16 protein-coding genes and 1 pseudogene are annotated in these 18345 nt (G+C 71.9%); 9 read left to right on the forward strand and 8 right to left on the reverse strand.

Going from position 1 to position 18345, the window contains the following annotated elements:
* The first annotated feature begins 41 nt into the window (after positions 1–41).
* The 6 genes from OG242_RS13905 (at position 42) to OG242_RS13930 (ending at position 4968) form a co-directional block, all read left to right on the forward strand.
* The gene (locus tag OG242_RS13905; protein WP_405898473.1) at positions 42–1883 is read left to right on the forward strand and encodes a phosphatidylglycerol lysyltransferase domain-containing protein; all 1842 of its coding nucleotides are present in this window, start codon (positions 42–44) and stop codon (positions 1881–1883) included.
* An 87-nt stretch (positions 1884–1970) separates the two neighbouring features.
* Entirely contained in the window at positions 1971–2768 is a 798-nt protein-coding gene (folP, locus tag OG242_RS13910; RefSeq protein ID WP_405901603.1) for a dihydropteroate synthase, read from the forward strand.
* Positions 2765–3244: a nuclear transport factor 2 family protein gene (locus OG242_RS13915; protein ID WP_405898474.1), complete on the forward strand. Its 480-nt coding sequence runs from the start codon at positions 2765–2767 to the stop codon at positions 3242–3244. The genes folP and OG242_RS13915 overlap by 4 nt, the downstream gene beginning before the upstream one ends.
* 211 nt (positions 3245–3455) lie before the next feature.
* Positions 3456–3815, forward strand: coding sequence for a dihydroneopterin aldolase (folB, locus tag OG242_RS13920; protein ID WP_018520460.1), 360 nt, complete (start codon positions 3456–3458; stop codon positions 3813–3815).
* Entirely contained in the window at positions 3812–4420 is a 609-nt protein-coding gene (folK, locus tag OG242_RS13925; protein ID WP_405898475.1) for a 2-amino-4-hydroxy-6-hydroxymethyldihydropteridine diphosphokinase, read from the forward strand. Before folB ends, folK begins: the two co-directional genes overlap by 4 nt.
* A gap of 62 nt (positions 4421–4482) precedes the next feature.
* A complete protein-coding gene (locus tag OG242_RS13930) occupies positions 4483–4968 on the forward strand; it encodes a DUF3180 domain-containing protein (protein ID WP_405898476.1) in 486 nt (161 codons plus the stop codon).
* A 687-nt stretch (positions 4969–5655) separates the two neighbouring features.
* On the opposite strand, the gene folE is transcribed toward OG242_RS13930, so the two are convergent.
* The 6 genes from folE to dacB form a co-directional block, all read right to left on the reverse strand.
* The gene (gene folE, locus OG242_RS13935; protein ID WP_405898477.1) at positions 5656–6261 is read right to left on the reverse strand and encodes a GTP cyclohydrolase I FolE; all 606 of its coding nucleotides are present in this window, start codon (positions 6259–6261) and stop codon (positions 5656–5658) included.
* A gap of 149 nt (positions 6262–6410) precedes the next feature.
* On the reverse strand, positions 6411–8435 hold the full coding sequence (ftsH, locus tag OG242_RS13940; RefSeq protein ID WP_405898478.1) for an ATP-dependent zinc metalloprotease FtsH: 2025 nt from the start codon (positions 8433–8435) through the stop codon (positions 6411–6413).
* A 194-nt stretch (positions 8436–8629) separates the two neighbouring features.
* Entirely contained in the window at positions 8630–9169 is a 540-nt protein-coding gene (hpt, locus tag OG242_RS13945) for a hypoxanthine phosphoribosyltransferase (RefSeq protein WP_037777945.1), read from the reverse strand.
* 100 nt (positions 9170–9269) lie between these two features.
* Positions 9270–10355, reverse strand: coding sequence for a tRNA lysidine(34) synthetase TilS (tilS, locus tag OG242_RS13950; RefSeq protein WP_405898479.1), 1086 nt, complete (start codon positions 10353–10355; stop codon positions 9270–9272).
* A gap of 189 nt (positions 10356–10544) precedes the next feature.
* Positions 10545–11678 carry a zinc-dependent metalloprotease gene (locus tag OG242_RS13955; protein WP_405898480.1) on the reverse strand — a complete coding sequence of 378 codons (1134 nt, stop codon included), beginning with the start codon at positions 11676–11678 and terminating at the stop codon, positions 10545–10547.
* Between the two features lie 49 nt (positions 11679–11727).
* Entirely contained in the window at positions 11728–13224 is a 1497-nt protein-coding gene (dacB, locus tag OG242_RS13960) for a D-alanyl-D-alanine carboxypeptidase/D-alanyl-D-alanine-endopeptidase (RefSeq protein ID WP_405898481.1), read from the reverse strand.
* 86 nt (positions 13225–13310) lie between these two features.
* On the opposite strand from dacB, the gene OG242_RS13965 reads away from it, so the two are divergent.
* Together OG242_RS13965 and OG242_RS13970 are read left to right on the forward strand one after the other, a co-directional pair.
* Positions 13311–13805, forward strand: a complete 495-nt coding sequence (locus tag OG242_RS13965; protein WP_018520452.1) for an inorganic diphosphatase — start codon at positions 13311–13313, stop codon at positions 13803–13805.
* A 142-nt stretch (positions 13806–13947) separates the two neighbouring features.
* The gene (locus OG242_RS13970; RefSeq protein ID WP_405898482.1) at positions 13948–15654 is read left to right on the forward strand and encodes a threonine/serine exporter ThrE family protein; all 1707 of its coding nucleotides are present in this window, start codon (positions 13948–13950) and stop codon (positions 15652–15654) included.
* A 23-nt stretch (positions 15655–15677) separates the two neighbouring features.
* Here the strand turns inward: OG242_RS13970 and OG242_RS13975 are convergent, their stop codons facing one another.
* Positions 15678–16382: a DedA family protein gene (locus OG242_RS13975; RefSeq protein WP_405898483.1), complete on the reverse strand. Its 705-nt coding sequence runs from the start codon at positions 16380–16382 to the stop codon at positions 15678–15680.
* Positions 16383–16502: 120 nt separating this feature from the next.
* A pseudogene (locus tag OG242_RS13980) lies at positions 16503–16913 on the reverse strand (MerR family transcriptional regulator); the annotation flags it as partial.
* A gap of 129 nt (positions 16914–17042) precedes the next feature.
* Between OG242_RS13980 and OG242_RS13985 the strand changes: the two are divergent.
* Positions 17043–18320 carry an ion channel protein gene (locus OG242_RS13985; RefSeq protein WP_405898484.1) on the forward strand — a complete coding sequence of 426 codons (1278 nt, stop codon included), beginning with the start codon at positions 17043–17045 and terminating at the stop codon, positions 18318–18320.
* The last annotated feature ends 25 nt before the right edge of the window (positions 18321–18345 follow it).

The raw sequence follows: 18345 nt of genomic DNA on the forward strand, positions 1-18345 counted from the left end.
CCGCCGGACTCCAGGAATCTCACGCGGAACCACGGGAAGCGATGTCTGTCACGCTAGATGGGGATAAATCAGGATCGGTTCCGGTTCGCGCGCGTACGCATCTGCGCGGCCCCCGTCCGGAAGCCGTACCGGCGCTCGTCGGCACCGCCTGCGCCGCCGTCGGACTGATCGACGTCGCGGCCGGGGTCTTCCCGCGCTTCCGGCACAGCCGCATGCACAGTCTGGCCGAGGTGCTCCCCGGGGCCCTCGGCCCCTTCGCCGCCGCGCTGTCGCTCAGCGCCGGCGTCCTGCTGCTCCTCCTGGCCCACGGCCTCAAGCGCCACAAGCGTCGCGCCTGGCGGGCCGCCGTCGTGCTGCTGCCGGCCGGCGCGCTGGCCCAGTTCACCTACCGGCACTCGGTCCTCGGCACACTCGTATCGCTGACGCTGTGCTGTCTGCTCGTACGCCACCGGGGTGAATTCGCCGCCCTGCCCGACCCGCGCAGCCGGTGGCGGGCCCTGGCCAACTTCGTCCTGCTCGGCGCCGGTTCGCTCGGGCTCGGCCTGGTCATCGTCAGCGCCCACCCCCGCCGCATGGTCGGCAGCCCCAGCATCGCCGACCGTCTCCAGCACGTGCTGTACGGCCTGTTCGGCTTCGAGGGGCCCGTCGACTACGCCGGGGACACCTCCTGGACCGTCGCCTACTCGCTCGGCGCCCTCGGCCTGCTGACCGCCGTCACCACCATCTACCTGGCCTTCCGCCCCGAGCACCCGGCCGCCCGCCTCACCGAGGACGACGAGGCCCGGCTGCGCGCCCTGCTGGAGCGGCACGGCGGGCTCGACTCGCTCGGCCACTTCGCGCTCCGCCGCGACAAGGCCGTCGTCTTCTCACCCAGCGGCAAGGCCGCGGTCTGCTACCGCGTGGTCTCCGGCGTGATGCTCGCCAGCGGCGACCCGATCGGCGACGTGGAGGCCTGGCCCGGCGCCATCGAACGCTTCATGGACGAGGCGCGGGCGCATTCCTGGGCCCCCGCCGTCATGGGCTGTGGCGAGACCGGCGGCGAGGTCTGGACCCGCGAGACCGGACTCACCGCGCTGGAACTGGGCGACGAGGCGGTGGTCGACGTCGCGGATTTCTCCCTCGCCGGCCGCGCGATGCGCAACGTACGCCAGATGGTGAAGCGCATTGAGCGGGGCGGCTACGAGACCCGCGTCCGGCGCGTGGCCGACATCGGCGAGGCCGAGCTCGCCCGCATCCGCCGGGCCGCCGCCGACTGGCGCGGCACCGACACCGAACGCGGCTTCTCCATGGCGCTCGGCCGGATCGGGGACGCCGCCGACGCGGACTGCTTCGTCGCCACCGCCCACAAGGCCGACGAGCACGGTGCCGACTCCCCCCACGGCGACCTGAAGGCCGTACTCCACTTCGTGCCCTGGGGCACCGACGGCATGTCCCTCGACCTCATGCGCCGCGACCGGTCCGCCGACCCCGGCATGAACGAACTGCTCATCGTCGCTTCCCTCCAGGCCGCGCCCCGGCTCGGGATCAGCCGCGTCTCGCTGAACTTCGCGATGTTCCGCTCCGCCCTCGCCCGGGGCGAGAAGCTGGGCGCGGGGCCCGTCCTGCGGGTCTGGCGCGGGCTGCTGATCTTCCTCTCGCGCTGGTTCCAGATCGAGTCGCTGTACAAGTTCAACGCCAAGTTCCGGCCGCGCTGGGAGCCCCGCTTCGTGGTCTACCGCAACGCCCGCGACCTGCCCCGCATCTCGTTCGCCGCGATGCAGGCCGAGGGCTTCGTCAACCTCGCGCTCCCCCGCCCCCTGGCAAGCCGCCTCCCGGTCGGCCCACGCCGCCCCTGCGCCCACGTACGGCCGCCTGCGGGCGGACAGGGAGCTCGCACGGCGTAAAGGGTTCGCGTGCGGGCCTACGCTGGTCATATGAGTACGTTGCGCGGAACGGTCCAGGGGCTGCCGGAGTGGGACCGCTGCGCGGTCATGGGCGTCGTCAACGTGACGCCCGACTCCTTCTCCGACGGAGGCCGCTGGTTCGACACCACGACGGCCGTCAAGCACGGCCTCGACCTGGTCGCCGAGGGCGCCGACCTCGTGGACGTCGGCGGCGAGTCGACCCGTCCCGGCGCCAGCCGGGTGGACGAGGCCGAGGAGCTGCGCCGGGTGATCCCGGTGGTCCGCGGCCTGGCGTCCGAAGGGGTCACGGTCTCCGTCGACACCATGCGCGCCCGCGTCGCCGAGCAGGCGACAGCCGCCGGCGCGGTCCTCGTCAACGACGTGAGCGGCGGCCGGGCCGACCCCGACATGGTCCCCGTGGTCGCCGCGGCCGGGGCCCCCTTCGTCGTCATGCACTGGCGCGGCTTCAGCGAGTCGATGAACAGCCGGGCGGTGTACGGGGACGTGGTCGCCGAGGTCGTCGACGAGCTGCGCGCCCGGATGGACGCGGCGGTCGCCGGCGGCATCGCGCCGGAACGCGTCGTCATCGACCCCGGGCTCGGCTTCGCCAAGGACGCCCCGCACGACCTCGCGCTCCTCGCCCGGCTGGACGCGCTGCACGCCCTGGGCCGCCCCCTGCTGGTCGCCGCGTCCCGCAAGCGGTTCCTCGGCCGTGTGCTGGCCGGCGAGGGGGCCGCCCCGCCGCCCGCCCGCGAGCGCGACGCGGCCACCGCCGCCGTCTCCGCGCTCTCCGCCCGGGCCGGCGCCTGGGCCGTCCGCGTCCACGAGGTACGGGCCACCGCCGACGCCGTCCGGGTCGCCCGCGCCATCGAGGGAGCCGCGTGAACGGGCCGAGGGACGACGCGGGGGCCGCCGCCGACATCGCGGCCGTCGAGCAGGCGAACACCGCCTACTACGAGGCCGTGGAACGCGGCGACCTGGAGGCGCTGACCGCCGCCTGGCTGCCGGGCGAGGACCTGACGGCCTCCTGCGTCCACCCGGGGTGGCCGGTGCTCAGCGGCCGGGGCGAGGTGCTCCGCAGCTACGCGCTGATCATGGCGAACACCGAGTACATCCAGTTCTTCCTGACCGATGTCGGCGTCTCCATGACCGGCGACACCGCGCTGGTGACCTGCACCGAGAACATCCTCAGCGGCGGCCCGGCCGAGGAGGGCGCCTCGCTCGGCCCGCTCGTCGGGCAGCTCGTGGTCGCCACGAATGTGTTCCGCCGCACGCCGGAGGGCTGGAAGCTCTGGTCCCACCACGGTTCGCCCGTACTGGCCGATACCGGCGAGGAAGAGGACGAAGACACCACGTCCTGAGCGGGCCCGGTCTCCCTCCGGACAGGAAAGCCGGCCCAACGGGATTGGACTCCGCCGCTTCGGGGTATCAGCGGCTATCTGTTCCGTGCCCGCACGCCCGGGCCCCCGCGGGGGTGGGCTGTCGGTGCCCGCAGGTAGATTCGAAACCGGGCACCCGGCCGCCCGCACGCGGCCCCGTGCCCTACGACCAACGACAGCAGGAGTGATTCGCGTGGATCGTGTCGCGCTGCGCGGCCTCAAGGCCCGTGGGCACCATGGCGTCTTCCCCCGGGAACGGGAAGAGGGACAGACGTTCATCGTGGACCTGGTGCTCGGCCTCGACACCCGCCCCGCGGCAGCCGCCGACGACCTGACGAAGACCGTTCACTACGGCGTGGTCGCGGAGGAGGTCGTCGGCGTGGTCCAGGGCGAGCCGGTCGACCTGATCGAGACGCTCGCGGAGCGCATCGCCCAGCAGTGCCTCAAGCACGACGGCGTCGAGGAGGTGGAGGTCGTGGTGCACAAGCCGGACGCGCCCATCACCGTCCCGTTCGACGACGTCACCATCACCATCACCCGGAGCCGAGCATGACTGCATTTTCCACCGAAGGGCAGAGCGACCCGACCGTACAGCCGGTGCCCGCCTCCGTGGTCGAGCAGGTGGACGCGGCGGACATCACGCTTTCCAACCCCAAACTCGCCGTGCTCTCGCTCGGCGCCAACCTGGGCAACCGCCTGGAGACCCTCCAGGGCGCCATCGACGCCCTGGAGGACACGCCCGGCCTGCGGGTCAAGGCCGTCTCCCCGGTGTACGAGACGGAGCCGTGGGGCGTCGCCCCCGGCTCCCAGCCGTCGTACTTCAACGCGGTGGTCGTCGTGAAGACGACGCTGCCCCCGTCGTCCCTCCTGGAGCGCGGCCAGGCCATCGAGGAAGCCTTCGAACGGGTCCGCGAGGAGCGGTGGGGCCCGCGCACCATCGACGTCGACATCGTCGCGTACGCGGACGTCGTATCGGACGACCCGGTGCTGACCCTCCCCCACCCCCGGGCCCGTGAGCGCGCCTTCGTCCTCGTCCCGTGGCACGACGTGGACCCCGAGGCACAGCTGCCCGGCGCGGGCCCGGTCGCCGATCTGCTGACCGGTGTCGGGCGCGACGGCGTGCTCCCCCGGGCCGACCTGGAACTCCGGCTGCCGTAGTAGTCGTTAGGCTCACAGAACACAGCACGACGGACCACAGGCGGCGAAGGGCGGCTCACCCGGTGAAGCAACTACGGCTCGGGGTCCTGGCCGGCCTCTTCGCCGCCGTCGGGGTCCTGTCCTGGGGCGCCGCCCGCCTGTGGGACTCCTTCGGCACGCTGCCGAGCGTCCCGCTGGCCGCGCCCATCGTGCTCGCGGTGATCGCCGTCGTCCTGCTGGCCACGGCGCTGTCCATCCGCTCCCGTCTGCGCGCCCAGCGCGAACGGCGCCCGGGCGCGAAGGGCGTCGAGCCCATGATGGCCGCCCGCGCCCTGGTCTTCGCCCAGGCGAGCGCCCTCGTCGTGGCCCTGGTCTCCGGGATGTACGGCGGCACGGCCGTCTTCCTGCTCGGCTCCCTGGACATCCCGCCCCGCCGCGACCAGGCCGTCTACGCCGCCTTCGCGGTCCTGGCCGGCATCGCCGTCATCGCCGCCGCCCTCTTCCTGGAACACGTCTGCAAGCTCCCGGACGACAAGGACGACAACAAACCGGACGCGGCGGCGGCGTAGGGCCGGCGAGGACCACACGGGGGAAGCGCTGCCGCATATGGTGGGCGTCGCCCCCGACGTACTGACGCAGGGCATCCGCACGGTACGGGGAGCCCACCCGTACGCGGAACCCCGGCACATCCCGCCCGAGGCAGCCGGACGGGCGCGTCACACCTTCCAGCCGGGCACGCAGCCCTGTGGCCGCGCTCAGGCACTGGGCGTACTTGGCGGCGAACGCCTCCTCGTTCACCACGAGCGAGACATGGTTCGTGCCCACGGTTCCGTCGGCACACGTCGCACCGACGGAGTAGCCGAAGTCGTATCCGGGCCTGATCGTCAGCCGCTCCCGACACAGTTTCCTGGCGTGCGTCCAGGCCAGCACCGTCCCCGCCACGTCCCGGGCGTGCACCCAGCCGTCCGGTGTCCCGAGCAGTTGCTCCGGGGCCACGGTGAACGTCGCGTGACTGGTCACCACGTCCACCGCCGCACGTCCCTTGACGGCGCTCACGCCGACGACGCAGGTCGGAGCCGTACGCTCGCCGTCAAGGGTCCACAACCGCGAGCCCACGCTCACGCTCGCGGCCCGCCCCCGTCCTCCGACGACGTTCACCGTTTGCCGGCTCGGTGATCCCCCCCCCATGACGCACCTCCCGAATCACCTGGTCATGCCTGGATTCGGGAGGTTACGCCGCAGCACTGACAATCCGGCTACCGCGCCAGTATCAGGCTCATCGCCTCGGCCCGGGTAGATGCCTCACGCAGCTGCCCACGCACCGCGGACGTCGTCGTCTTCGCACCCGGCTTCCGGACGCCGCGAACGGACATGCACATGTGCTCCGCCTCGATGACGACGATCGCACCGCGCGCCTCCAGGATGCGCATCAGCGAATCCGCGACCTGCGTGGTCAGCCGCTCCTGGACCTGCGGTCGCCGGGCGAAGACCTCGACCAGACGCGCCAGCTTGGACAGCCCCGTGATCTTGCCGCTCTCCGCAGGGATGTATCCGACGTGTGCCACCCCGTGGAACGGGAGCAGGTGGTGCTCGCAGAGGCTCACGATCTCGATGTCCTTCACCAGGACCATCTCGTCGTGCCCCAGGTCGAACGTCGTCGTCAGGACGTCCTCGGGCTCCTGCCGCAGACCGGCGAGGATCTCCTTGTACGCCCGCGCCACGCGCCCTGGCGTCTCCCTCAGCCCCTCGCGGTCCGGGTCCTCGCCGACGGCGATGAGCAGCTCTCGGACGGCGGCCTCGGCACGCTTTTCGTCGAACTCGCCGATCGGCCTCTGGGCGTCCAGCGTCACCGGGTCGGTCATGTGTGCCTCGTTCCTTGAGCCGTCACTGCGGGGACATCCGCGTGGGTGTACGGAAATGCCGCGCCCCCAATAGGCTAGAACCTGGGGGACGCGGCATCCATTCCGGGCCTGGTGAAAGCCCCGTGACAGGGGCCACACCGGGTCGGTGACTAGCTCTCGGGGCGCTCCTCGGGAAGCGTCTCGGTGGCCGGGACGGTGTCCGTGACCGAGCCGTTCGCGGTGCTCGCGCCGTTGGTGAGGGCGAGCTCCTTCGGGGAGAGGACCGGGGGACGGGTGGACGGGGTACGCCGGGCGGATCCGGTCCACGCGGGGCGGGCCGGGCGCTTGACGATCGGGGCGAAGATCTCGGCGATCTCCTCCTTGCCCAGGGTCTCCTTCTCCAGGAGGCGGAGGACCAGGGCGTCCAGCACGTCGCGGTTCTCGACGAGGATCTCCCACGCGTCGTTGTGGGCGGTCTCGATGAGCTTCTTGACCTCTTCGTCTACCAGCGCGGCGACCTCTTCCGAGTAGTCGCGCTGGTGGCCCATCTCGCGGCCGACGAAGGGTTCGGTGTTGTCGCCGCCGAACTTGATCGCGCCGAGCCGCTCCGTCATGCCGTACTGCGTGACCATCGAGCGGGCCGTTGCCGTGGCCTTCTCGATGTCGTTCGCGGCGCCGGTGGTCGGGTCGTGGAAGACCAGCTCCTCGGCCGCGCGCCCGCCCAGCATGTACGCCAGCTGGTCGAGCATCTCGTTGCGCGTCGTGGAGTACTTGTCCTCCTCCGGGAGCACCATCGTGTAACCGAGGGCGCGGCCGCGGGAGAGGATCGTGATCTTGTGGACCGGGTCCGACTGGGGGGAGGCCGCCGCGACCAGGGCGTGTCCGCCCTCGTGGTACGCGGTGATCTTCTTCTCCTTCTCGGACATGATCCGGGTCCGCTTCTGCGGGCCCGCCACGACGCGGTCGATGGCCTCGTCCAGCATGGCGTTGTCGATGAGCTTCTGGTTGCTGCGCGCCGTCAGGAGCGCGGCCTCGTTCAGCACGTTCGACAGGTCGGCACCGGTGAAGCCGGGCGTGCGGCGGGCGACGGCGCCGAGGTCGACGTCCGGGGCGACCGGCTTGCCCTTCTGGTGGACCTTGAGGATCTCCAGACGGCCCTGCATGTCCGGGCGGTCGACGGCGATCTGCCGGTCGAAACGGCCCGGGCGCAGCAGCGCCGGGTCGAGGATGTCCGGCCGGTTCGTGGCGGCGATCAGGATGACGCCGCCCTTCACGTCGAAGCCGTCCATCTCGACGAGCAGCTGGTTCAGCGTCTGCTCGCGCTCGTCGTGACCGCCGCCCATGCCGGCGCCGCGGTGGCGGCCGACGGCGTCGATCTCGTCGACGAAGACGATCGCCGGGGCGTTCGCCTTGGCCTGCTCGAAGAGGTCGCGGACCCGGGAGGCACCGACACCGACGAACATCTCGACGAAGTCGGAACCGGAGATCGAGTAGAACGGGACGCCCGCCTCGCCCGCGACGGCGCGCGCGAGCAGGGTCTTGCCCGTACCGGGGGGCCCGTAGAGCAGGACACCCTTGGGAATCTTGGCGCCGACGGCCTGGAACTTGGCCGGCTCCTGGAGGAACTCCTTGATCTCGTGGAGCTCCTCGACCGCCTCGTCCGAGCCCGCCACGTCGGCGAACGTCGTCTTCGGGGTGTCCTTGGTGATCAGCTTGGCCTTGGACTTGCCGAACTGCATGACCTTGGAGCCGCCGCCCTGCATCTGATTCATCAGGAACAGGAAGACGACGACGATGAGGACGAAGGGCAGCAGCGAGAAGAGGATCGAGACGAACGGGGACTGCTTCGACGGCGAGACGGTGTACCCGTCCTTGATGTCGCCGCTCTCGAACTTCTTCTGGAGCAGATCGGCGAGCTGGACGCCCTGGTTGCCGATGTAGCTCGCCTGGAACTTGCTGCCCGACTCGTCGGCCAGCTTCTGGCCGTCCTTCATCTCGATCTTGATGATCTGGTCGTCACCGGTGGTGAGCTTGGCCTGGTCCACCTGGTTCTTGCTGATCGCCTGGATCACCTGGCCGGTGTCCACCGTCTTGTAGCCGCCGCCCGAGCCGACGACATTCATCAACACGACCACGGCGAGGACGGCCAGCACGATCCACATGACCGGCCCACGGAAGTATCGCTTCACGTCCATCCATACGGAGCGAAGTTCGCCCCGTCCCTCCTGCCCGTAGGTAAATGCTGCTGTGAGTAAAGAGTGTTCTTCGGACGGTACCCCAGCGAGGTCACCGGCGTCCGCCTCGGACGTCCGGCAATCCCGCCTACGAAGGCTCAACGGCGGGAAGCCCGCGAGGGTTCCCGGCGCTCCCGGCGGGGGGCCGCGCGCCCTCAGCCTCCGTATACGTGCGGGGCGAGGGTCCCGACGAACGGGAGGTTGCGGTACTTCTCCGCGTAGTCCAGTCCGTATCCGACGACGAATTCGTTGGGGATGTCGAAGCCGACCCACTTGCAGTCGAGCGCGACCTTGGCCGCGTCCGGCTTGCGCAGCAGGGTGCAGATCTCGAGCGAGGCGGGCTCGCGCGAGCCGAGGTTCGACATCAGCCAGGACAGCGTCAGGCCGGAGTCGATGATGTCCTCGACGATCAGGACGTGCTTGCCCTTGATGTCGGTGTCGAGGTCCTTGAGGATGCGGACGACACCGGAGGACTGGGTGCCCGCGCCGTACGAGGAGACGGCCATCCAGTCCATGGTGACGGGGGTGGACAGCGCGCGCGCCAGGTCCGCCATGACCATGACCGCGCCCTTGAGGACCCCGACGAGGAGCAGGTCCTTGCCGGCGTACTCCGCGTCGATCTTCGCGGCCAGCTCGACGAGTTTCGCGTCGATCTCTTCCTTGGTGAGGAGCACCGACTGGAGGTCGGTGCCCATGTCCTTCTCGTTCACCCGCGTCTCTTTCTGTGCCTGCCGGGCCCGGGGTGGAGTCCCGGGCCTGCGCGGCCGCTCGCCCTGCATGTCAGCCGCTCGTGCGTCAGCTCTGCCGGATGACCAGTCTGCCACCCTGGCGCAGGGCTTCGACGCGGCCGGGGAGGTTGATGGCCTGCTGGCCGCGCCAGCCGGTGACGAGGCGGTCCACTTCCTCGATGTGCCGGGCGAAGAGCGAGCCGGCCGGGGAACCCGCCTCTATGGCGGCCCGGCGCAGCACCCGGCGGCGTACGGCCGGGGGCAGCGCGTACAGCTTGGCGCACTCCAGCCGGCCGGCGTCGTCGCGTACGTCTCGGCCGGCCTCGGCGGCCCAGGTGTCGAGGGCGTCGGCGTCGTCGCGGGAGAGCTGGGCCGTACGGGCGAGGGCTTCGACGACGCCCTTGCCGAGGGCCTTCTCCAGGGCGGGCAGGCCCTCGTGGCGCAGCCGGGAGCGGGTGTAGGCGGGGTCGATGTTGTGGGGGTCGTCCCAGACGGGCAGGGACTGGGCGAGGCAGGCGGTGCGGGCGGTCTGCCGGTCGAGGTGGAGGAAGGGCCGGCGGTAGCGGCGGGCCGGGCCGGAGGCGGCGGCCATGCCGGACAGGGAGCGGATGCCGGAGCCGCGGGCGAGGCCCAGCAGGACGGTCTCGGCCTGGTCGTCGCGGGTGTGGCCGAGGAGGACGGCGGCGGCGCCGTGGCGTTCGGCGGCGGCGTCGAGGGCGGCGTAGCGGGCGTCGCGGGCGGCGGCCTCGGGGCCCCCCTCGCGACCGACGCGGACGGCGACGGCCTCGACCGGGCCGAGGTCCATGGCGGCGAGCCGGGCGGCGACCTCGGAGGCGCGGGTGCCGGAGCCGTCCTGGAGGCCGTGGTCGACGGTGATGCCGCCGGCGCGGACGGGGAGTTTGCGGGCCTCGAAGGCGAGGGCGGAGGCGAGCGCCATGGAGTCGGCGCCGCCGGAGCAGGCGACGAGCACCAGGGGGGTGTCGGGGCGGTCGGGGAGTGCGCCGCGGCGGCTGCCGGCCCCGGCCTGCGCGAGCTCGGGGTGCGGGGCGGCGTGCCCGGCGCGTTCGGTCTGTTCGGCGTGTTCGGCGATGACGTCGTGGAGTACGCGGCGGACCGCCAGGCGTATCGCCGCGACCGCAGGATGGGGACCCATGTCCGGTGCCCTTCGTGAAGTTCTTCAGGGGTGTCTCGGAGTGCCGGGACGGGAAGGAGTGCCGTCACTCAGAGTGCGTCGATGGTGACAGAGCAATGCCGTTCATCGAGCATTGCACGCCTTCCCATGCCCCTACGGTCCCTCGGATGGGTGATTACCGGCGCGTTGCCTTCGGGTCCGGAGCCTTGATCACGACTCTGCCTTACGGTGCACCCTCGCGATCCAGTCCTCGGGCCGGGCGATCTCGGCCTTGGTGGGGAGGGTGTTGGGCGAGGTCCACACACGGTTGAAGCCGTCCATGCCGACCTCGTCGACGACGGCCCGGACGAACCGTTCGCCGTCCCGGTACTGGCGGAGCTTCGCGTCGAGGCCGAGGAGCTTGCGCAGGGCCTGGTCGAGACGGCTCGCGCCGCGGGCGCGGCGCTGCTGGAACTTCTCGCGGATCTCGGCGACGGAGGAGACGACCTCCGGGCCGACGCCGTCCATGACGTAGTCGGCGTGTCCCTCCAGGAGGGACATGACGGCGGTGAGCCGGCCGAGGATCTCGCGCTGGGCGGGGGTCTGGACGAGTTCGACGAGGCTGCGGCCGCCGTCCTCGCCCTCCTCGCCCTCGGGCCGGCCGCCGGAGAGGGACTGGACGGCCTCGCGCAGCCGCTCCAGGAAGGTCATCGGGTCGACGTCGGTCTCGTCCAGGAAGGACTGGATCTCGCCCTGGAGGTGGTCGCGGAGCCAGGGCACCGCGGTGAACTGGGTGCGGTGGGTCTCCTCGTGGAGGGCGACCCAGAGCCGGAAGTCGTGCGGGTCGGCCTCCAGCTCGCGTTCGACGTGCACGATGTTCGGCGCGACGAGCAGGAGCCGGCCGCCGCCGTCCGCGGAGGCGGGGAGGTCGCGGGTGGCGGGGGCGAAGGTCTCGTACTGGCCGAGGACGCGGGAGGCGAGGAAGGACAGCAGCATGCCGACCTCGACGCCGGTCACCTTGGAGCCGACCGCGCCGAGCACGGCGCCACCCGCGCCGCCGCTGCGCCGTTCCTCCATCTTCTCCAGGAGGGGGCGCAGCAGTTCGCGGAAGCCCGCGACGTTGGCCTTGATCCAGCCCGTGCGGTCGACGACCAGGACGGGGGTGTCCTCGGGCTCGGTTCCCTCGGGGATCATCCGGGTGAAGGAACGGACGTGCTCCTCCGCGGCCTTCGCGTGCCTGCGCAGCTCCGCGACGACCTCGCGGGCCTCCTCGCGGCTGATCTCGGGGCCCGGCCGCACAAGCCGGGTCGCGGTCGCGACCGCGAGGTTCCAGTCGACCATCCCTGCACCACCGATGCTCGTCATGCGTCAACCGTACGTGCTCTGCCCTTGACGCGGTGAGGTGTTGACGGGCTCATCGCTTGCCGGCGCCGAGTGCGGTGGCGAGTTTGTCGAGTGCGGCCTGGGCCTCGGTGGGGGCGGTGGTGCCGGAGGCGAGGAAGGCGAAGGCAAGGAGCCGGCCCCGGGTGTCGACGACGGTGCCGGCGAGGCTGTTGACGCCGGTGAGGGTGCCGGTCTTGGCGCGGATGAAGCCGGTGCCGCCGGCCTTGCTGGTGTAGCGGCCGCTGAGCGTGCCGCTGAACCCGGCCACGGGGAGGCCGGTGAGGACCGGGCGCAGTTCGGGGTGGGCCGGGTCGGCCGCCCGGGCGAGGAGGCCGGCCAGCAGGGCGGCGGTCACCTTGTCCTTGCGGTCGAGGCCGCTGCCGTCGGCGACGTTCACCTCCTTGAGGGGCAGCCGGAGCTTCCTGAGCTGGGCGGTGACGGCCCGTCGGCCGCCGTTGAAGTCGGCGGGCTCACCGGCGGCGATGGCGGTCTGCCGGGCCAGGGCCTCGGCGATGTCGTTGTCGCTGTTGGTCAGCGCCCGTTCGACGAGGCCGGAGAGGGGCGCGGAGAGGTGGGTGGCGACGGTGCGGGACTTCTTGGCGGGGCGGCCGGGGGCGGGTGCGCCCTTGGTGGTGACGCCTGCGGCGTCGAGGAGCCCGGCGAAGGTGCGGGCGGCGTCGCCGGCCGGGTCCTCGGTGCGCGGGGCGGGGCCCTTGGAGGAGTCGTCCTGGCGGCCCTCGTTCACCATCAGGGCGCTCATCGGCGCGATGTTCTCGTTGGGGCCGATCGGGTGGTGCGAGGGCCCCGAATAGGCGGAGGCGTCGTAGCGGAGGCGTACGGAACCGGCTTTGCCCGCCTTGAGCGCGCGGGCGGTCCCGGCGGCCAGGGCGCGCAGGTCGGCCTTGTCGAGGGTGGGGTCGCCGCCGCCGACGAGGGTGACGGTGCGCAGGTCGTCGGAGGCGCGGACCGTGGTGGGGATGCGGTGGGCGGGGCCGAGTGCGCTGAGGGCGGCGACGGTGGTGGCGATCTTGACCGTGGAGGCGGGTGTCATGGGGGCGTCGGCACCCTTGCCGTAGAGCCGTTTGCCGGTGGCGGTGTCGATGACGACGGCGGCGCGCCGGTCGCCCAGCGCGTCGTTCTCCATCAGCGGGTCCAGGACGGCGCGCAGGTCGCGGAGGGCGCCGGCGGGGGCGTCCTTCGTGCCGGTGCGGGTGCCGGTGGCGGACAGCGCGGCGAGGACGGCGGGAGCGCTCGGAGCGGGCGCGGGGCCGTCGGGGCCGTCGGCGTCGTGATGTGCGCCACCTGTGCGTTCGGCGGCGGTCGCCCGGTCCCGCTCGGCCTTACGCTGACCCGAGTCCCAGGGGCCGGCGGCGAGGACGGCGCCGGCCGCGAGGGCCAGTCCCGCGACGGCGGAGACGGCTGTGAACCGCCAGTTGTCCGCTCCGCCGCGTACGCCCAGGCGGGCCGCGAGACTTCCGCCCGGCGTGCCGGGCGGTTCGGTCGACGGTCTTTCCACCGGCTCGGCCACCGTTGACCAGCCCCTTTCGCGAGCACACATCTGCGTGAGGGACACTTAACCACCAGTCGTATGTGTTGATCATGGAGGAGCCACCCGTGGAGTTCGACGTCGTTATCGAGATCCCGAAGGGTTCGCGCAACAAGTACGAGGTGGATCACGAGACCGGCCGGATTCGTCTGGACCGTCGGCTCTTCACCTCGACCAGCTACCCGGCGGACTACGGCTTCGTCGAGGACACCCTCGGTGAGGACGGCGACCCGCTGGACGCGCTGGTGATCCTGGAGGAGCCGACCTTCCCGGGCTGCCTCATCAAGTGCCGCGCGATCGGCATGTTCCGGATGACCGACGAGGCCGGCGGCGACGACAAGCTGCTGTGCGTCCCGGCGTCCGACCCCCGGGTGGAGCACCTGCAGGACATCCAGCACGTGTCGGAGTTCGACCGCCTGGAGATCCAGCACTTCTTCGAGGTCTACAAGGACCTGGAGCCGGGCAAGTCCGTCGAGGGCGCCGACTGGGTCGGCCGCGCCGAGGCCGAGGCCGAGATCGTCGCCTCCCGCAAGCGCCTTGAGGCGCAGGGCGGCGCGCACTGACATTCCGCTTCTCGCGAGCGGGCTGTGAAACGGGCGGTACACCTCACCGGTGTGCCGCCCGTTTCGTGTGGCCTCCCTTGGGCGTGGCCATACTGGGCAGGAGCGCAGCCTAGGACGCGCAGCCGAGGAGGAGCGAGGTCGAGTGGTGGCGGAACCGGGCGGGCCCGAGGACGAGAAGCCCCTGTCCGACGAGGCGCACAGCGCCTTCTCGCAACCGGTCGGGACCGAGCCGCCCGCTGCCCCGCCGGAGGAGGATCACCCGACGTCGGAATTCGCCCTTCCGGCCGGGGTGACGCCCGAGGCCCCGGCCTCCGGTTCCGGTTCCGGTTCCGGTACGGGTTCCGCTTCCGGCTCCGAGACGACCGGTTCGGCGTTCGCCACGCCGAGCACGTACAGCTTCCGCGACTCCCCGCCGGCGTTCACCCCGGCATACGGGGTGCCGATGGTCCGGCTGACGAAGGAGGCGCCCTGGCAGGACCGGATGCGCACGATGCTGCGGATGCCGGTCGCCGAGCGCCCGGCCACCGAGCCGGTCCAGCGGCACGACGAGGAGGCGGGGCCCCCGGTTCCGCGCGTGCTCGACCTGACGCTGCGTATCGGGGAGCTGCTGCTCGCGGGCGGTGAGGGCGCCGAGGACGTCGAGGCGGCGATGTTCGCGGTGATGCGCAGCTACGGGCTCGACCGCTGCGAGCCGACCGTGACGTTCACCCTGCTGTCGATCTCGCATCAGCCGTCGCTGGTGGACGACCCGGTGACGGCGAGCCGTACGGTACGCCGCCGGGGCACCGACTACACGCGGCTCGCGGCGGTCTTCCGGCTGATCGACGACATCACGACGGCCGACGACGAGGTATCGCTGGAGGAGGCGTACCGGCGGCTGGCGGAGATCCGGCGCAACCGGCACCCGTATCCCGGCTGGGTGCTCACGATGGCGGCCGGCGGGCTGGCCGGGGCGGCGTCCGTGCTGGTCGGCGGTGGTCCGCTGGTGTTCGTGATCGCGGCGCTGGGGGCGATGCTCGGTGACCGGCTGGCCTGGCTGTGTGCGGGGCGCGGGCTGCCGGAGTTCTACCAGTTCGTGGTGGCGGCGATGCCTCCCGCCGCGATGGGCGTGGCGCTGACGCTGACCCACTGGTCGGACGTACGGCCGTCAGCGGTGATCACCGGTGGGCTGTTCGCGCTGCTGCCGGGGCGGGCGCTGGTGGCGGGCGTGCAGGACGGCCTGACCGGGTACTACATCACGGCCTCGGCGCGCCTTCTGGAGGTCATGTACTTCTTCATCGCCATCGTCACCGGGGTGCTGCTGGCCCTGTACGGGGGCCTCCAGCTGGGCGCGAAGCTGGACCCGGACGCGCGGCTCATCACCCACGACCGGCCGGTGATCCAGATCCTGGCGTCGATGGTGCTGACCCTGTCGTTCGCGATCCTGCTCCAGCAGGAGCGGGCGACGGTGCTCGCGGTGACCCTGAACGGCGGAGTGGCCTGGATCGTCTTCGGGGCGATGGCCCGGACGGGCCACCTGTCGGCGGTGGCCGCGACGGCCGCCGCCGCCGGGCTCGTCGGGCTGTTCGGGCAGCTGTTCTCGCGGTACCGCTACACGTCGTCGCTGCCGTACATCACGGCGGCGATCGGGCCGCTGCTGCCCGGTTCGGCGACGTACTTCGGTCTGCTGGGCGTCGCGCAGAACGAGCTGGCGCGGGGCCTCGCCTCGCTGTCGACGGCGGTGGCGACGGCCCTGGCCATCGCCATCGGGGTGAACCTGGGGAGCGAGATCTCCCGGCTGTTCATGCGGGTGCCGGGCGCGGTCGGCGGCGCGAACCGCCGCGCGGCCAAGCGGACGCGCGGCTTCTGACGGGGTCGGAGGCCAAAGAGAGGTCAGCGCTTGGCGTGGCGGCCGCGGCGGCCGGCGGCCGGGTCCTGCGGGGGCAGCTCGTCGTCGCCGACGGCGGGGCCCTCCTTCTTGGCCTTGCTCCGGGCGCGCAGGAACTCGATGGCGATCGGGACGACCGAGATCAGCACGATCAGGATCAGTATCGCCTCGATGTTCTTGTGCACGAACTCGACATTGCCGAGGGCGGCGCCGAGCAGGGTCACACCGACGCCCCACAGGACGCCGCCGATCACGTTGAACACGATGAACGAGCGGTAGTTCATCCGGCTGACGCCCGCGATGATCGGGGTGAACGTCCGCACGATCGGCACGAAGCGGGCCAGGATCAGCGACTTCGGGCCGTGCTTCTCGAAGAACTCGTGGGCCTTCTCGACGTTCTCCTGCTTGAAGAGGCGCGAGTCGGGCCGGCTGAAGAGCGAGGGGCCGACCTTGCGGCCGAAGAGGTATCCCACCTGGTCGCCGATGATCGCCGCCAGCGCGACCAGGACGCAGACCAGCCACAGCGGGGTGTGCAGCTTGTCCGTCGTCACCAGCAGGCCCGTGGTGAACAGCAGGGAGTCACCGGGCAGGAAGAAGCCGATGAGCAGCCCGGACTCGGCGAAGACGATGACCAGCACACCGGCCAGGCCGAACTGTCCGATGAGGTGGTCCGGGTCCAGCCAGCTCGGTCCGAGCGCAAGCGTATTCAAGGGTCCGGGCTCCAGGATGAGGTCGATAAGCGGCTGCGTGGCCGCCCCAAGCTATCAACGCCTTGGGACGGCCCCGGGTTCCACCCGCCTCCGTGACCGTTTACGCCCGGCGGCGCGCGTTCGCCCCGATCGCGTCGCGCACTGGTCGGGGTCCTTGCCGCCGAAGACCTCGAACTTCTCCTCGGGGGTGAGGTTGATGCCCATCCTGCGTGCCTCCATGGCTGTCTCTACGGCGGCGGCCATCCGCTGCAACTCCTCGATCCGGTGCGACAGCAGTGCGTGCTGGCGCCGCAGGTGCTCCCGCGGGTCCGCGTCCGGGTCGTCGAGCAGGGCCGCGATCCCGTCGAGCGGGAAGCCGAGCTCCCGGTAGAACAGGATCTGCTGCAGCCGGTCCAGGTCGGCGTCTTCGTAGCGCCGGTGGCCCGCGTGGCTGCGCCCGCTCGGTGAGAGCAGGCCGATGGAGTCGTAGTGGTGCAGGGTGCGCACCGTGACCCCGGCGAAACCGGCGACCTGTCCCACGGAGTGCTCCATGGCTCCCCGCTCCTTCCTGTGTGGGTACGCGTCCGAGCCTGGGTCCTGACGCGACGTGAGGTGCAAGCCCGGGCCGCCACCTGACCCTTTTGAAGGTTTTTACGGCTTTCGCGTCGCTATGGTGTGCCGATGCCGACCGATTCCGCCGTCGCCACCGCCCAGCCGGCCCCCGCCCGCCGGCTGCTCGCGCTCATCGTGCCCGCCCTGGCCGTCGGAGTGACCTCGGCCCTGGTGCTGCTCGGGGTGAGCCTGCTCGCGGACGAGCTCCAGGACGTGCTGTGGGAGACGCTGCCCGACGCGCTGTCCGTGGGCCGGTACTCCTCGCTGTGGATGATCGTGATGCTCACGGCCATGGGCCTGGTGACCGGCCTGGTCCTGCGCGCCGTACCCGGCCGGGGCGGCCCGGACCCGGCGACCATGGGCCTGGTCGACCCTCCCCTGCCGCCCTACGTGGTGCCCGGTCTGCTCGTGGTCACCGTCCTGGCCCTGGCGGGCGGCGTCAGCCTCGGCCCGGAGAACCCGATCACCGCGGCCAACATCGCCCTGGTCGCCTGGGCCGGCCGCCGGATCGCCCCGGGCGCGCCCGGTGAGCTGTGGCTCGCGCTCGCCGCCGCCGGCACCATCGGCGCCCTCTTCGGCACCCCGGTGGCCGCCGCCCTGATCCTCACCGAGACGCTGGCCGCCGCGCCGGGCCCCGGCGCCCTCTGGGACAAGCTGTTCGGGCCGCTCGCGGCCGGGGCGGCGGGCTCCCTCACGATGTCGCTGGCCGCCCATCCCAGCTTCGACCTGTCGCTGCCGGAGTACACGCACGCGCGCTGGGGCGACCTGCTCGCCGCCCTTGTGATCGCGTCCGCCGGAGCGGTGCTGGGGCTCGCGGCGGTGTACGCGTTCCCCCTGGCCCACCGCTTCTTCCGGGCCCTGCCGCACCCGGTGCTCGCCCTGACCCTGGGCGGTCTGGCGCTGGGCCTGCTCGGGGCGCTGGGCGGGCACCTCACCCTCTTCAAGGGGCTGGACGAGGTGAAGACGATCGCCGCCGATCCGGACGGCTGGTCGGCCGCCGAGTTCGGGACGATGGCGGTGGTGAAGACCGCGGCCCTGCTGATCGCGGCGACCTGCGGCTTCCGGGGCGGCCGGATCTTCCCGGCGGTGTTCTCCGGCGTGGCGCTCGGCCTGTGCGCCCACGCACTCGTCGGCGGGGTGCCGGTGGCGCTGGCGGTGACGTGCGGGGTGCTGGGTGTCCTGCTGGCCGTCACCCGGCAGGGCTGGCTGAGCCTGTTCACGGCGGCGGTGCTGGCCGCCGACACGGCCCTGCTCCCGATCCTGTGCGTCGCCTCGCTGCCCGCATGGCTGCTGGTGACCGGCCGGCCGCTGATGCAGCTGCGCGAGGACGGTACGGCGCTGCGCTGAACCGTACGGACCAGCAACGGGTGGC

Origin of the sequence: Streptomyces sp. NBC_00727 (assembly GCF_045161745.1) — a bacterium.
Lineage (GTDB): Bacteria > Actinomycetota > Actinomycetes > Streptomycetales > Streptomycetaceae > Streptomyces.

Bases quoted from the DNA above. Each gene is read 5' to 3' on its own strand.
- OG242_RS13955 (WP_405898480.1), bottom strand. From the start codon at position 11,678: ATGACGAGCATCGGTGGTGCAGGGATGGTCGACTGGAACCTCGCGGTC.
- ftsH (WP_405898478.1), bottom strand. From the start codon at position 8,435: ATGGACGTGAAGCGATACTTCCGTGGGCCGGTCATGTGGATCGTGCTG.
- hpt (WP_037777945.1), bottom strand. From the start codon at position 9,169: ATGGGCACCGACCTCCAGTCGGTGCTCCTCACCAAGGAAGAGATCGAC.
- folK (WP_405898475.1), top strand. From the start codon at position 3,812: ATGACTGCATTTTCCACCGAAGGGCAGAGCGACCCGACCGTACAGCCG.
- OG242_RS13905 (WP_405898473.1), top strand. From the start codon at position 42: ATGTCTGTCACGCTAGATGGGGATAAATCAGGATCGGTTCCGGTTCGC.
- folP (WP_405901603.1), top strand. From the start codon at position 1,971: ATGGGCGTCGTCAACGTGACGCCCGACTCCTTCTCCGACGGAGGCCGC.
- OG242_RS13985 (WP_405898484.1), top strand. From the start codon at position 17,043: ATGCCGACCGATTCCGCCGTCGCCACCGCCCAGCCGGCCCCCGCCCGC.
- folE (WP_405898477.1), bottom strand. From the start codon at position 6,261: ATGACCGACCCGGTGACGCTGGACGCCCAGAGGCCGATCGGCGAGTTC.
- tilS (WP_405898479.1), bottom strand. From the start codon at position 10,355: ATGGGTCCCCATCCTGCGGTCGCGGCGATACGCCTGGCGGTCCGCCGC.